The sequence below is a fragment of the Candidatus Methylomirabilota bacterium genome, from assembly GCA_035315345.1.
Lineage (GTDB): Bacteria > Methylomirabilota > Methylomirabilia > Rokubacteriales > CSP1-6 > CAMLFJ01.
In genome coordinates this window covers 1-12,795 of record DATFYA010000044.1, presented here as the reverse complement: position 1 = coordinate 12,795, position 12,795 = coordinate 1, and the positions used below count along the sequence as shown (strand labels likewise).

Genomic DNA, 12,795 nt, shown 5'->3' with positions numbered 1-12,795 from the left:
GCAACATGAGCACGCTGCGGCGGCGCTCGCCTTATGTCAAGAGGTGCGCGTCACTGGCGGCCGCGTGCGCTTCCGCGGGCGGCGTGGGGGGCGGTCCTGGGCGGGCTCATGCAGGCTCGTGCAAGAAGTGGGCTCGGTGGTGCCCCCGGGGTGACTCGAACACCCGGCACGCAGTTTAGGAAACTGCTGCTCTATCCACCTGAGCTACGGGGGCATGCCCACCAAGGCGGCGCCGACTGCGCCGCTGACGAGCTAGATCACCCGAAATTCTAGCATCATGCGCCGTGGGGCGGGACGTCCTTCGCGGTCGGCGGGGGCGCTCGCGCGGCGCTTGAGGAAGCGGAAGACCTGCTTGCGGCGGGCCATGAAGGCGTCGGGCGATTCGCCGGCCGCCAGGGCGCGGGCGAAGTCGGCGAGGTATTCGCGGGCGTGGCCGCGCGGCCGGCCGAAGGGCCAGGGGCAGCTGGCTGATGGCCCGGTCGAGCTCGCGCGCCAGCTCGTCTCCCGGGGAACTTGAAGTAAGTGCGCGTTGAGCGCCTCCCCGGCCGGCGTGGCGGCGCGGCACTGGTCGAGCAGCAAACGTGAATCTGCGTCGGCCCCTCTGGTAGGATGACGCGCCATGAGCCCCGCCGATCCCTCCGGCCCACACGCCTCGCTCGAGCGCATGAACCGCTTCCAGGAGGTGGAGGCGCGACGGATCATCGCCGACCTCGCGCTGCCACCGGCCTCGCGCGGCCTCGATGTGGGCTGCGGCGTCGGCCTGTACGCCCTCTGGCTCGCCGAGGCGGTCGGGCCCGGCGGATCCGTGCTCGCCATCGAGCCCGAGATGGACAAGGTGGATGCGGCACGTGCGCTGGTCGGTCATCGGCCGGAGGGCGGCCGCGTCGAGTTCGACCGGGGCGACGGGACGGCCATTCCCCTGCCCGATCGGAGTGTCGACTGGGTCTGGTGCGGCGACGTGTTGCACCACATCCTCGATACCGAGAAGGCCTTGCGCGAGTTTCGCCGGGTCGTCCGGCCGGGCGGATGGATCGTCGTGAAGGAGTCGCAGGCCCTGTCGGCCATGTTCCTGCCGGGCCATCCCGAGCTGGAGCGCCGTATCCAGCTGGCCGAGATCCGTCGGACCCTGGACGAAGGGGGCGGCCGCTCGTTTCAGGAGCGGAGGCAGGCGACCCCGGCCTCCCTGCGCGCGGCCGGACTGACCCCGGTGACGATGCGGACGTACATGCTCGAGCGGCGATCCCCGCTCGATCCCGCGGCCCACGACTACATCCAGCAGACGGTCTTCGCCCGCAACTGGGGCGATCGGCTGCGGGATCTGCTGAGCGCGGACGACTGGGCGGAGCGCATCCGCCTCTGCGACGAGGGATCCCCGGGCAACGTGCTCCGGAGCCCCGACTACTACTGCCTCTACCCGATCAGCGTGTTCAGCGCCCGGGCCTGAGGGCGGCGGCCCGCCTAGCTTTCCAGCTCCGAGAGCTGCTTGGTGGTGACGCCGAGGGCTCTCGCGAGGCGTCCCAGGGCCGAGGGCGAGAGGTTGGCCTGCTGGCCCGCCTCCAGCAGCGTGATGTAGCTCATGGCCAGCTGCGCCCGCTCGGCCAGCTGGGCCTGGGTCAGCCCCTGTCGCTCGCGCAGCTCGCGGACGATTTCGCCGAGCTTCTTCGCCTGCGGGCTCATCGACTGCTCACATCAGGTCCGACGGCTCGACGTCTCGGGCGGCGAGCAGGCGGCGCAGCTGCTTGAGGGCCGCGACCTCGATCTGACGCACCCGCTCGCGGGTGAGGCCGAGCCGCTGGCCGATGCGCTCGAGGGTCAGGGGCTCCTCGCTGCCCAGCCCGAAGCGCAGCGTCACCACCGTGCGCTCCCGATCGGGCAGGTCCTGCAGCACGCCGGCCAGATCGGCGCGCGCGCGGAGGACCGCGGCGAGACCCGCGCCCGGCTCCCCGCTCGGATCCTGGACGGTCTCGCCGAGGCTGCCGGTGCCGTCGGCCGCGGCCGGCTTGTCGAGCGACACCGGGTGCTGTCGCAGGCTCTCCAGCTGCTCGAGCTCGGCCACCGGGCGCCCCATCTCGGCGGCCACCTCGGTGGTCGTCGGCGTCCGCCCGAGCTTCTGGGTGAGCGCGTTGCGATGCCGGTTGAACTGGCCCAGCAAGGCCTCCACGTGCACGGGCAGGCGGATCGTGCGGGCCTGGTTCGCGAGCGCGCGCACCACCCCCTGACGGATCCACCACGTCGCGTAGGTCGAGAAGCGGGTGCCGCGGTCGGGCTGAAACCTGCGGGCAGCGTGGAGGAGACCCACGTTGCCTTCTTCGATCAGATCGAGGAGCGAGAGGCCCCGGTGCAGATACCGCCGCGCGATCTTGACCACGAGCCGGAGGTTCGCCTCGACCAGGTGCCGCTCAGCCTCGGGATCGCCGGCCTGGACCCGCCGCGCCAGCGCCTGCTCCTCCTCCGCGGTGAGCAGCTTGACGCGGGAGATCTCCTGCAGGTAGAGCGCGATCAGCTCGCGGCTGCGGTCCCCCGCCTCCGGCGCGTCCGGCTTCTCGCCGAGCTCGGCGGGGTCCTTCTCGAGCAGGGTCTCGAGAGGCTCGTCGCCGCCCTCGAGCTCATCCGCATCGGCGTCCGGAGCCATTTCGCAAGCTCACTCGTGCTCGTCGAGGTCCGAGCTGGAGGTCGCCACGTCGTCCTCGAAGACCGGCGACCGGTCCGAGGGCTCGAGCAGATGGAGCGGGTTGTAGGCCTTGCCGTCGCGCCGGACCTCGAAGTGGATGTGGGGGCCGGTGGCGTGGCCGCTGCGCCCGACGCTGGCGATGACCTGCCCCGCCTCGACCTGGTCCCCCGCCTCGACCATGTTGTTCAGGTTGTGAGCGTAAAGAGTGATGAAGCCGTGCTTGTGCTCGACCTTGACGACCTGCCCGTAGGCCCGGATCCAGCCCGAATAGATGACCGTGCCCGGTGCCGCCGCGTAGATCTGTGAGCCCATGTCGGCCGTGATGTCGATTCCGGCGTGCCAGCCCCGCGAGCGCTGGCCGAAGGTCGAGATGACCGGTCCTTCGACCGGCCAGACCAGCGGAATCCGCTCGTCCTGGAAGTCGGGCTCGGACAGCACCAGCGCGGTCAGGATACGCCGCGGGCCCACGCGCTTCACCACGGTGCCCTCGGGCAGCGGCTCCGTGATCTTCACGTCGCTGTCGCTGGCTCGCGGCGGCGTCACCCGGCAGCCGGGCACCACCAGCCGCTGGCCGGTGTGCAGCGCCGCCGGGTTCTCGAGGCGATTGGCCTCGATCAGGCTCTGCCGGGTCACGCGGTACCGGACCGCGATCCGGCTGATCGCCTCGCCGCGGCGAACGGTGTGCGTGCACATCACCGGTTTGGCGGACGGCTTGTGCGGGCCGGTGATCCGCGGCTGGCCGGTGTTCCGCGCGCTCGCCGCGGTCTTCGCGGACGAGGGGATCGACACGCTCTGGGCGTACGACCGGGCATCGGGACCGGCCAGGAGGGGCGTGAGCAGCAGTGACACGAGGAGTCCCCATGCCCGGGGACACCTCACGGATCGAACTCCGCGTAGCGGATGGAGAAGGATGTGTAGCGTCCGGTGAGCGGTCGCCAGGTCACCGCGATGTGCTCGACCCACGCCAGCGGCGGGCCCTTTTCCAGGTCGTGCATCAGCTCCTCGATGAGGTCGCGCCCGCCTTCCACTCGCACACGGACCTTGCCGTCCTTCAGATTCATGACGTAGCCGGCCAGCCCCAGCGACAGCGCCTTGCGCTGCACGAAGTTGCGGTAGCCGACGCCCTGCACGCGCCCCTGCACCACGATCTCGGCGGCGCTGCGCAGTCCCGTGACGCCCATGCCCGCTCCAGCGACGGCTCGAGAAAAATGGTCGGGGCGACTGGATTTGAACCAGCGACCTCCTGCTCCCGAAGCAGGCGCGCTACCAAGCTGCGCTACGCCCCGTCCGTACCCTTCACACCCAGGGTCTCACGACTCCCAGGCATATTTGCCGACGAGCTTCACGAACACGCACCCTGAATCCTCGGTGACGCGCTTGCCGCCCTGCACCTTGTCGATCACCTGCAGCACCTGGTTGGCCGCATCGCCAACCGGGATCACCATGCGCCCGCCCTCCGCCAGCTGCTCGAACAGCGGCGGCGGGACGGTGGGCCCGCCCGCCGCGACCAGGATGCGGTCGAACGGCGCCTCGTCCGGCCAGCCCAGCGTGCCGTTGGCGGCCCGCACCCACACGTTGCGATAGCCGAGCCCTTCCAGCGTCTCCCGCGCCCGCGTGGCCAGCCGCGGCAGCCGCTCGATCGTGCAGACCCGCGCGGCCAGCTCCGCCAGCACCGCGGCCTGATACCCGCAGCCGGTGCCGACCTCCAGCACCTTCTCGCGCCCGGTGAGCCGCAGCAGCTCCGTCATGCGGCCCACGATGAAGGGCTGCGAGATCGTCTGCCCCTCGCCGATCGGCAGCGGGTGATCCCCGTACGCCCGATCGCGCAGCGCCTCGTCCACGAACAGGTGCCGCGGCAGACGCCGCATCGCCTCGATCACGCGCGCATCCGTCACGCCGCGCGCGATCAGCTGCTCCTCCACCATCCGCTCGCGCTCGCGCGCGAATCGCGGCGAGCCCGGCGCCGGGTCCGGGCCGCTGCTCACCGCCGCCGCTTCCTCTTGCTCTTCAGCACCGCGTTCAGCGCGCCTTCCCACTCGGCCATGCGGCCCAGCGCCCCGTGATGCGTCAGGTCCAGGTGCAGCGGCGTCACCGACGCGAAGCCTCCGTGCACCGCCGCGATGTCGGCGCCGGTGTCCTCCGCCCACTCCGGCGGGCCCGCCCCGATCCAGTAGTACGGACGGCCTCGCGGATCGACTTCCCGGATCACCTTCTCACGGTAGACCCGATGTCCAAGCCGCGTCAGGCGGATCCCCTTCACCTCGCCGCGCGGCACGTTCACGTTCAGCAGTGTCTTGGCCGGCAGCCCTTCCACGAGCAGCCGCGTGGCCACCGCCCGCGCGACCGGGGCCGCGCCGTCGAAGCCGTCGGTGTCGGGCTCCGCCTGTGACACCGCCATCGACGGCACGCCCAGCAGCGTCCCTTCCATCGCCGCCGACACCGTGCCCGAGTACGTCACGTCGTCGCCCAGGTTGGTGCCGTGGTTGACCCCCGAGGCCACCAGCACCGGGGGCTCCGGCAGCAGCCCGAGCACGGCCAGGTTCACGCAGTCCGACGGCGTGCCGTTCACCGAGAACTTCCGCTCCGCGACGCGATCCACCCGGAGCGGCCGGTGCAGCGTGAGGGCGTGCCCCACCGCGCTCTGCTCCCGATCCGGCGCCACCACATACACCTCGCCGAGCGGTTCGAGCGCCTCCGCGAGCACGGCCAAACCGCGCGCGTGAATCCCGTCATCGTTGGTGACGAGGATCACGGGCGCCATGGTGATTGAAATTGGTCGGGGCGACTGGATTTGAACCAGCGACCCCTTGACCCCCAGTCAAGTGCGCTACCGGGCTGCGCCACGCCCCGACCCACGGCGCATTGTACGGACTCGGCAGGACAAACTCAAGACGAGCGGCCGGGTCGCGAAGCGGCGAGGCGCTGGCGAATGGCCTGCAGCCGCGACCGCGTGCGCCGGAGCACCTCCTCCAGCGTCGCGCCGCGCAGGCCCAGGTCCATCTGATCCAGCCCGCGCGACTCGCTACGCAGGCGCTTCTTCGCGCCCTCGAGCGTGAGTCGCTCGTCGTAGAGGAGCGACTTGATGCGCAGCACCAGCTCTAGATCGGCCTTGCGGTACAGGCGCTGGCCGGCCGGGTTCTTCTTGGGACGGAGCAGCTTGAACTCGGACTCCCAGTAGCGGAGCACGTATGCCGGGATCTCCGTGATCGTCTCGACCTCGCCGATCCGGTAGTAGAGCTTGTCGGGAACCGTGCTCATTCCCCGCGGACCTCTGGCCTAGACGTTGATCCGGAGCTTGAGACCCTTGCTCGGCTTGAACGTCAACACCTTGCGCGCGGTGATCTCGATGCTATCGCCGGTCTGGGGATTGCGCCCGCGGCGCGACGCCTTTTGCCGGATGCGGAAGTGGCCGAAGCCGACGATCTTCACGTCTTCCCCCTTTTCGAAGCACCGGAAGATGATGTCGAACAGCGACTCCACCACCGAGGCCGACTGCCGCTTGGACAGCCCGTGGGCCGCCACCGCGTTGATCAGGTCGTTCTTGGTCAGCGCCGTCACCTCCTCTCGTCGATTTACTTGGGCGGGCCCGACGTCACGAAGCCCGTGTGTCCCTTGCCCTGCAGATCCTCGCGAGCCGCGGCGGCCCGCGAGCGATCGGGATATCCACCGACGCGCACCACGTGCAGCGGGGCGTCGCGCGTCACCTGCGTGACCTGCACCGCGAAGCCCTCGGCGCGCAGCGTCTTGGCCAGGCCCTCCGCGTTGCGGCCCTCCTTGAACGCGCCCACCTGGACCCAGTAATTGCCGGCGGCCGGCGCCTTCGGGTTGCTCTTGCTCGGGGCCACCGCCGCGGTCCGCTCGGGGGCCTTCGCCTTCTCCGCCTTCTCGGCGGCCCTGGTCGGCGCGCTCGCGGGCGGGATCTCGGGGCGCGCGGGCGCCGGGGCGGGCGCGGGCGTGATGGCCGCCGGGGGCGACGAGGGCACCGGGGTTGCCGGCGCCGGCGGTGTCACCGGCGCCGGCGTGACCGCCGCCGGCGGCGCAGTCGCGCTCGGTCCCGGCGCGGGCGGCGTTGCGGGAGTCGGGGCCGGCGTGCTCGGCGCGGCCGCGGGCGGCGGCGTGGGCGCGCTCGGCCTGGGAATCGGCGCCGGCGTCACCAGCTTCGGCGGCGCCGGCGGCTCGAACCAGCCGCCGATCAGCGGCACCGCGATCACCGCGATCACCGCGAGGACGAGCAGCACGAGGACGGCACGAAACCAGCCGGTCGCAAAGATGCTGCGCTGGCCTTCGTAGTCGTCCTGCTCTTCGTCTTCGAGGAAGTCGTCCTGCTCGGGGCGCTCAGGGCTCACGCGCTCAGTCCTCGCTGGCTGCCGGTTCGTGAAAAGTTAGGCAATGGTAGCGCCAGTCCCGGAGGCGGTCAAACGAAATCGCTAGGGGTTCTGCCTAGTTACGGGCTACCGGCTCATGCCCGACGGCGGGCCCGCCCCGGCCGGCCCGCTCCCCGTCCCACACTCTTGCGGAAGAGCAGCCGAATCGGCGAGCCGGCGAAGCCGTACGCGTGCCGGAGCGAGTTGATCAGGTAGCGCTCGTAGGAGAAGTGGATCGCGTCCGGCAGATTCACGCGAACGGCGAACGTCGGCGGCGACACCGCGACCTGCTGCGCCGACTGGATCCGCAGCGCCACGCCGCGCGCGGACATCGGACGACGCTCCACCGCCTGGCGCAGCGTGGACAGCAGATCGCCCGGCTGCAGCCGCTTCTGAGCCTCGGCCGCCACCGCGTCCACCTGGTCGAAGAGATCGCGGAGCCCGAGCCGCGTGACCGCCGACGTGAAGCAGACCGGGGCGTGCTCGAGGAACGGCAGGCGCTCGTAGATCTGATTGGTGACGTCGCTCTTGGTCACCAGGCCGGGCGGCACCAGGTCCCACTTGTTCACCGCCACCACCGTCGCGCGGCCCGCGTCGTTGGCGTAGCCCGCGATGTGCGCGTCCTGCGCGGCCACGCCCTCGGCGGCGTCGAGCACCAGCACCGCGACCTGACAGCGCTCCAGGCTCTTGAGCGCCATCACCACCGAGAGCTTCTCGAGCGCCTCGGTCACCTTCCCCTTGCGCCGGATGCCCGCGGTGTCGATCAGCAGGTATTCGCGGTCGCGGAAGGTGAGCGGCGTGTCCACCGCGTCGCGGGTGGTGCCGGGTTGGTCGTGCACCAGCACCCGCTCGTGGCCGAGCACCGCGTTGACCAGCGACGACTTGCCCACGTTGGGCCGCCCGATGATGGCCACCCGCGTGCCTTCGCTCGTGGCCTCCGGCACCGTCGCGGGCGCCCGCTCGCGGCAGGCCTCGAGCAGCTCGGCCACGCCGCGGCCGTGCTCGGCGGAGACGGTCAGCACCGGCGTGAAGCCCAGGCGGTAGGCGTCGCCGATCGCCGCATCCTGCCCGCCGCCGTCGATCTTGTTGATCGCGAGCAGCACCGGCCGGCCGCTCTTGCGGAGGATCGTCGCGATCTCCTCGTCGAGGCCGGTCACGCCCGCGCGTCCGTCCACCACGAACACCAGGAGATCGGCCTCCTCGACGGCCTGCAGCACCTGGCGCCGCACGCCCTGCACCAGGTCCGACGCGCTGCTCGGATCGAAGCCGCCGGTATCCACCACGGTGGCCTGCCAGCGCTCGAAGGCGGCGGTGCCGTACAGCCGGTCGCGCGTGACGCCCGGCACGTCCCGCACGAGCGATCGCCGCCGGCCGATGAGGCGATTGAAGAGCGTGGACTTGCCCACGTTGGGGCGGCCGACGATGGCGATGATCGGGCGCAGCATGTCCTGCCTCCTCCCGGTCGCCCGCTACCGTCCGAGGAGGGCGGCCAGGAAGGCGGGGGCGTCGGGCTCGACCGCGGTGACCGGAACGCCGAGCGCGCCGGCGAGGTCGGCCGGCGTGAGGTCGTCGAGGAAGACGCCGGCCCCATCGCGCAAGGTCACCGCGGGCAGCAGCACCTCGTCGCCGAGCTCGCCCGTTCCGCACGCGGCCTGCGCGAGCTGGATCTGGATGTCGCGTCCGGTGAGGAGCCCGGCCACTCCGATACCGCGCCCGAAGAAGTCGTTGGCGATGGGGGCCAGGCTCACCGTCAGGCCGTCCACGCGCACGCGGTCGAGCAGCGCGCGCATGCGGGGCGCGAACATCTGGCCGGTGACCACCGTCACGCGGCGGGGGCGCCCGAGGGGCGCGGGCGGCCGGGCGATGGCGCGCGCGAAGGCGTCCTCGAAGCGACGCACGAGGCCGATTCCGTCCTCGGCGACTGCGAAGCCCTCGTAGGCGCGCGCCGGCGGCAGGGGCAGGCCGGACTTCAGATAGAGCTCGTCGGCCGCCCACACGAAGCGGGTGCCGAGCGAGACCTGGAACGCGCCCTGCCATTCCTCGATGGTGCGCACCAGGACGGCCGCCTCCTCGAGGGTGACCGCGCGCAGATCCGGCAGCCGCTCGCGGTGCCGCGTCAGGCCGACCGGCACCACCGCGACGGTGGGCACCGCCGGGTGCAGCCGCGCCAGCTCGTGCACGGTGCGCTCGAGCTGGGCGCCGTCGTTCCGGCCCGGGCACAGCACGATCTGCGCGTGCATCGCGATGCCCGCCTTGGCGAGACGCTCCATCACCGGCAGCAGCTCGCGGCGCACGCGCGGCTGGCCGAGCAGGGCGTGGCGCAGATCGGGATCGGTGGCGTGCACCGAGACGTACAGCGGCGACAGCCGCTGTGCCTCGATGCGCTCGAGCTCGGCCTCCTCGAGGTCGGTGAGCGTGATGTAGTTGCCGTGGAGGAAGGACAGGCGGAAGTCGTCGTCCTTGACGTAGAGGCTCTTGCGCATGCCCTTGGGCAGCTGGTGGATGAAGCAGAACACGCACTTGTTCGCGCAGGTGGCGATCTCGGCGGGACGCGGCGGCTCCAGCTCGAGCCCGAGGCCGGCGGGACGTCGGACGAGGTGTAGCGTGTGCGCGCGGCCCTCCCGCTCGACGCCGAGCCGCAGCCGCTCCTCGCCGGCGTGGAAGTGGAAGTCGATGACGTCGCGCAGCGGCTCGCCGTTGATCGCGAGGATCCGATCTCCCGCCCGCAGCCCCGCCCGCTCCGCGGCTCCGCGGGCAGCCACCCGAGCCACCACCACCCCGTCCGGAACCGGCGCCGTCCGTCTCGGCACGGTCAGACCCGGTCGTGCTCGTGCACGGAGCCGTGGGCCTCGAGCTGCTTGAGCCCCATCACGATGTACTGCAGGCCCGAGGTCACCGTGAAGCCGGCGGTCACCCACGCCAGGACCTTGGTGGTGACGGGCGGCAGGAGCTGGAAGTAGCCGGACGCCATCGCGGCCAGGACGGTGGCCATCTGGAACACCGTGGACATCTTGCCGATCCACGTCGGCGCGGGGTGGACGGTGCCGCCGGCCACGTGGATGACGAGCACGCCGATGCTCAGCACCACATCGCGGCTCACCACGACCGCGGTGATCCAGAACGGGATGACCTTGAGCCACGTGAGCGTCACGAAGCCGCACGTCAGCAGCAGCTTGTCGGCGAGGGGATCCAGGAAGGCCCCGAGGCGCGTCTGGCATCCCTGCACCCGGGCGATGTAGCCATCCAGCATGTCGGTCAGGCTGGCCAGGCAGAACACCAGCAGCGCCGCGCCGGGCCGCCGATAGACGAGCAGCGTCACGAAGACGGGGATCAGCAGGATGCGCAGCGTCGTGAGCCAGTTGGGAAGTCCCATGAGACGGTCCGCGAGGGCCGAGGCCCGATTGTAGCACCGACCCCCTCCGGCCCGTCGGGACGCCGGCTCCGACGGGCGCGAGAGGGAGCGCCTGCGACGGGCTAGTCCTTCAGGCGATACCCTTCGAGCGAGGTCAGCAGGCGGCGCGGCAGCTCGACCTCCAGCCGAACCCCGTCCGGCTCGTTACGTCGGGAGATCACGCGGCCGCGCTCGTAGCAGACGGCCAGCGACGGGCCGTCGGAGTACGGGATCCGGAGGGTGAGCCGGGCCACCCGCGGCTGCAGCGCTTCGTCGATGCGGGTGCGAAGCGACTCCATGCCTTCCCCGGTGCGCGCCGAGATCGCCACGCCGTCGAAGCGGGCGAGCAGCGCGCGGGCCGCTCCCGGCTCCAGCCGGTCGATCTTGTTCAGGGCCACCACCGTGGGGCGGCCCATCAGCTCGAGCTCGCCCAGCAGCGACTCCACCGCCTGCATCTGATCGTCCAGGCCGGGGTGGCTCGCGTCCACCACGTGCACGAGCACGTCGGCCTCGGCCAGCTCCTCGAGCGTAGCCTTGAAGGCGGCGACCAGCTGGTGGGGCAGCTTGCGGATGAAGCCCACCGTGTCGGTCAGCACGAAGGAGGCGTGGGTCGGGCTCGTGACCAGCCGCGCGGTCGGATCGAGCGTGACGAACAGCGCGTCGGCGGCGACGCGATCCTCGCCGGTGAGGTGGTTGAGCAGCGTGGTCTTGCCCGCGTTGGTGTACCCCACCAGCGCGACCACCGGGACGCCGCTGGCCTTGCGCCGATCACGCAGCAGCCGTCGGTGCGTGCGCACGCGCTGCAGCTCCCCGCGAATCTTCTGGATCCGGTGCCGGATGATACGGCGGTCGGACTCGATCTGCATCTCGCCCGGTCCGCGGGTGCCGATGCCGCCGCCGGTCCGCTCCAGGTGCTTCCACTGGCCGACCAGCCGGGGCAGCAGGTACGAGAGCTGCGCCAGCTCCACCTGCAGCTTGCCCTCCATGGTGCGGGCGCGCTGGGCGAAGATGTCGAGGATCAGCGCGGTGCGGTCGATCACGCGGACGCCGAGCGAGCCGCCGAGGTTCCGCTCCTGGATCGGCGAGAGCGAGTCGTCGGAGATCATCAGGTCGGCGCCCTGGCGCTTGGAGAGCGTCTTGATCTCCTCGACCTTGCCCTTGCCGAAGTAGAGGCCGGGCGTGGGCGCCCGGCGATCCTGAGTGGCCCGTCCCACCACCTTCGCGCCCGCCGATTCGGCCAGGCGTCCCAGCTCGTCCAGGCTCTCTTCCACCACGACGCGCGGCTGGCTGGGCAGGCGCAAGGCCGCCAGCACCGCTTTCTCGCGCGACTTCACTCGGTCAATCCCTCCTGGGTGATCTGCTTGAGCACCGTCTCGGCGGCCGCGTCGATGCCGCCCGCCTCGTCCACGTCCAGCCAGCGGATCTCGGGATCGCGCGCGAACCACGTCATCTGTCGCTTGGCGTAGCGGGTGGTGTCGCGGATCATCAGCCGGAGCGCCTCGTCCAGCGGGATGAGGCCGCGGCCGGCCTGGACGAACGCCCGGTAGCCGATGCCGTCCATCGGCGGCCGCTCCGGGTCGTATCCGGCGTCCAGCAGGCGTGTCACCTCCTCCATCATGCCACGCTCGACCATCGCGCGCGCCCGTTCGGCGATCGCCTGGTTGAGCACCGGCCGCTTGCGGCCGAGGCCGATCACGAGCAGCCGCCATGCCGCGGGCGCGCGCTCCCAGCTGCCCTGCCCCGGCTCGCCCGTGACCGCGCCGGGCCGGGCGTGGATCTCGAGGGCGCGCACGATGCGGATCCGGTCGTTCGGATGCAGCCGCGCCGCGACCTCGGGCGACGCCGCGGCCAGCCGCGCGTGCAGCGCGGGCGCGCCGTGCGCGGCCGCGAAGCGCTCGAGCGCCTCGCGGAGGGCGGGATCGGCGGGCGGCGCCGGCGTGAGCCCCTTCAGGAGCCCCCGCACGTAGAGCCCGGTGCCGCCCACCACGACCGGCAGCCGCCCGCGGGAGTGGATGGCCGCGATGGTCGCGAGGGCATCGGCGCGAAAGCGCGCGACGTGGTAGCGCTCGTCCGGGCCCGCCACGTCGAGGAGGTGGTGTGGAACGGCCCCGCGCTCCGCCGCGGTCGGCTTCCCGGTGCCGATGTCCATGCCCCGATAGACCTGCCGCGAGTCCGCGCTGACCACCTCGATCGGCACGTGGGCGGCCAGCCGCACCGCCACCGCGGTCTTCCCGACCGCGGTGGGGCCCACCAGCACCAGCAGTGGCGGCGCGCTCACCACGTTCGCCCGAGGTCGCGCTTGATGTCGCGCAACCGCCCTCGGCCCGCGTCCCTCACCACGTTCGCCCGAGGTCGCGTTTGATGTGCGC

16 protein-coding genes and 3 tRNA genes are annotated in these 12,795 nt (G+C 71.7%); 1 reads left to right on the top strand and 18 read right to left on the bottom strand.

Annotated elements, in window-relative coordinates:
• Nucleotides 1–137 precede the first annotated feature (137 nt).
• Nucleotides 138–214 (bottom strand) — tRNA-Arg (locus VKN16_05350).
• Between the two features lie 38 nt (nt 215–252).
• Nucleotides 253–579: a hypothetical protein gene (locus VKN16_05345; protein HME93621.1), complete on the bottom strand. Its 327-nt coding sequence runs from the start codon at nt 577–579 to the stop codon at nt 253–255.
• A 40-nt stretch (nt 580–619) separates the two neighbouring features.
• Between VKN16_05345 and VKN16_05340 the strand changes: the two genes are divergently transcribed.
• Entirely contained in the window at nt 620–1,444 is an 825-nt protein-coding gene (locus tag VKN16_05340; protein ID HME93620.1) for a class I SAM-dependent methyltransferase, read from the top strand.
• Nucleotides 1,445–1,458: 14 nt separating this feature from the next.
• Here VKN16_05340 and VKN16_05335 read toward each other — a convergent pair whose 3' ends face one another.
• The 16 genes from VKN16_05335 to miaA all read right to left on the bottom strand — a co-directional run bounded on the left by VKN16_05335 (nt 1,459) and on the right by miaA (nt 12,704).
• Nucleotides 1,459–1,677 (bottom strand): helix-turn-helix transcriptional regulator, encoded by a 219-nt coding sequence (locus VKN16_05335; GenBank protein HME93619.1) that lies wholly within the window; start codon nt 1,675–1,677, stop codon nt 1,459–1,461.
• A gap of 7 nt (nt 1,678–1,684) precedes the next feature.
• Nucleotides 1,685–2,632 carry a sigma-70 family RNA polymerase sigma factor gene (locus VKN16_05330; GenBank protein HME93618.1) on the bottom strand — a complete coding sequence of 316 codons (948 nt, stop codon included), beginning with the start codon at nt 2,630–2,632 and terminating at the stop codon, nt 1,685–1,687.
• Between the two features lie 9 nt (nt 2,633–2,641).
• Complete coding sequence (locus tag VKN16_05325) at nt 2,642–3,520, bottom strand: peptidoglycan DD-metalloendopeptidase family protein (protein HME93617.1); 879 nt, start codon at nt 3,518–3,520, stop codon at nt 2,642–2,644.
• Nucleotides 3,521–3,546: 26 nt separating this feature from the next.
• On the bottom strand, nt 3,547–3,852 hold the full coding sequence (locus tag VKN16_05320) for an acylphosphatase (protein HME93616.1): 306 nt from the start codon (nt 3,850–3,852) through the stop codon (nt 3,547–3,549).
• 28 nt (nt 3,853–3,880) lie between these two features.
• Nucleotides 3,881–3,957: transfer RNA gene (locus VKN16_05315), tRNA-Pro, on the bottom strand.
• 24 nt (nt 3,958–3,981) lie between these two features.
• Nucleotides 3,982–4,656, bottom strand: coding sequence for a protein-L-isoaspartate(D-aspartate) O-methyltransferase (locus VKN16_05310; GenBank protein HME93615.1), 675 nt, complete (start codon nt 4,654–4,656; stop codon nt 3,982–3,984).
• Nucleotides 4,653–5,432, bottom strand: a complete 780-nt coding sequence (gene surE, locus VKN16_05305; GenBank protein ID HME93614.1) for a 5'/3'-nucleotidase SurE — start codon at nt 5,430–5,432, stop codon at nt 4,653–4,655. The genes VKN16_05310 and surE overlap by 4 nt, the downstream gene beginning before the upstream one ends.
• A 12-nt stretch (nt 5,433–5,444) precedes the next feature.
• Nucleotides 5,445–5,521, bottom strand: a tRNA-Pro gene (locus VKN16_05300).
• Between the two features lie 36 nt (nt 5,522–5,557).
• On the bottom strand, nt 5,558–5,929 hold the full coding sequence (locus VKN16_05295; protein HME93613.1) for a MerR family transcriptional regulator: 372 nt from the start codon (nt 5,927–5,929) through the stop codon (nt 5,558–5,560).
• Nucleotides 5,930–5,947: 18 nt separating this feature from the next.
• Nucleotides 5,948–6,220: an integration host factor subunit alpha gene (locus VKN16_05290; protein HME93612.1), complete on the bottom strand. Its 273-nt coding sequence runs from the start codon at nt 6,218–6,220 to the stop codon at nt 5,948–5,950.
• A 23-nt stretch (nt 6,221–6,243) separates the two neighbouring features.
• The gene (locus VKN16_05285) at nt 6,244–7,017 is read right to left on the bottom strand and encodes an SPOR domain-containing protein (GenBank protein HME93611.1); all 774 of its coding nucleotides are present in this window, start codon (nt 7,015–7,017) and stop codon (nt 6,244–6,246) included.
• Between the two features lie 113 nt (nt 7,018–7,130).
• Nucleotides 7,131–8,480 carry a ribosome biogenesis GTPase Der gene (der, locus tag VKN16_05280; protein HME93610.1) on the bottom strand — a complete coding sequence of 450 codons (1,350 nt, stop codon included), beginning with the start codon at nt 8,478–8,480 and terminating at the stop codon, nt 7,131–7,133.
• A 24-nt stretch (nt 8,481–8,504) separates the two neighbouring features.
• Nucleotides 8,505–9,845, bottom strand: a complete 1,341-nt coding sequence (locus VKN16_05275; GenBank protein ID HME93609.1) for a DUF512 domain-containing protein — start codon at nt 9,843–9,845, stop codon at nt 8,505–8,507.
• Between the two features lie 2 nt (nt 9,846–9,847).
• A complete protein-coding gene (gene pgsA, locus VKN16_05270) occupies nt 9,848–10,408 on the bottom strand; it encodes a CDP-diacylglycerol--glycerol-3-phosphate 3-phosphatidyltransferase (protein HME93608.1) in 561 nt (186 codons plus the stop codon).
• A gap of 101 nt (nt 10,409–10,509) precedes the next feature.
• Nucleotides 10,510–11,760 (bottom strand): GTPase HflX, encoded by a 1,251-nt coding sequence (hflX, locus tag VKN16_05265; GenBank protein ID HME93607.1) that lies wholly within the window; start codon nt 11,758–11,760, stop codon nt 10,510–10,512.
• On the bottom strand, nt 11,757–12,704 hold the full coding sequence (gene miaA, locus VKN16_05260) for a tRNA (adenosine(37)-N6)-dimethylallyltransferase MiaA (GenBank protein HME93606.1): 948 nt from the start codon (nt 12,702–12,704) through the stop codon (nt 11,757–11,759). The genes hflX and miaA overlap by 4 nt, the downstream gene beginning before the upstream one ends.
• Between the last annotated feature and the right edge of the window lie 91 nt (nt 12,705–12,795).

What these genes read in the sequence shown, in the direction of transcription:
- VKN16_05295 (HME93613.1), bottom strand. Translation starts at nt 5,929, where the DNA reads ATGAGCACGGTTCCCGACAAGCTCTACTACCGGATCGGCGAGGTCGAG.
- der (HME93610.1), bottom strand. Translation starts at nt 8,480, where the DNA reads ATGCTGCGCCCGATCATCGCCATCGTCGGCCGCCCCAACGTGGGCAAG.
- VKN16_05320 (HME93616.1), bottom strand. Translation starts at nt 3,852, where the DNA reads ATGGGCGTCACGGGACTGCGCAGCGCCGCCGAGATCGTGGTGCAGGGG.
- VKN16_05330 (HME93618.1), bottom strand. Translation starts at nt 2,632, where the DNA reads ATGGCTCCGGACGCCGATGCGGATGAGCTCGAGGGCGGCGACGAGCCT.
- VKN16_05340 (HME93620.1), top strand. Translation starts at nt 620, where the DNA reads ATGAGCCCCGCCGATCCCTCCGGCCCACACGCCTCGCTCGAGCGCATG.
- surE (HME93614.1), bottom strand. Translation starts at nt 5,432, where the DNA reads ATGGCGCCCGTGATCCTCGTCACCAACGATGACGGGATTCACGCGCGC.
- VKN16_05335 (HME93619.1), bottom strand. Translation starts at nt 1,677, where the DNA reads ATGAGCCCGCAGGCGAAGAAGCTCGGCGAAATCGTCCGCGAGCTGCGC.
- pgsA (HME93608.1), bottom strand. Translation starts at nt 10,408, where the DNA reads ATGGGACTTCCCAACTGGCTCACGACGCTGCGCATCCTGCTGATCCCC.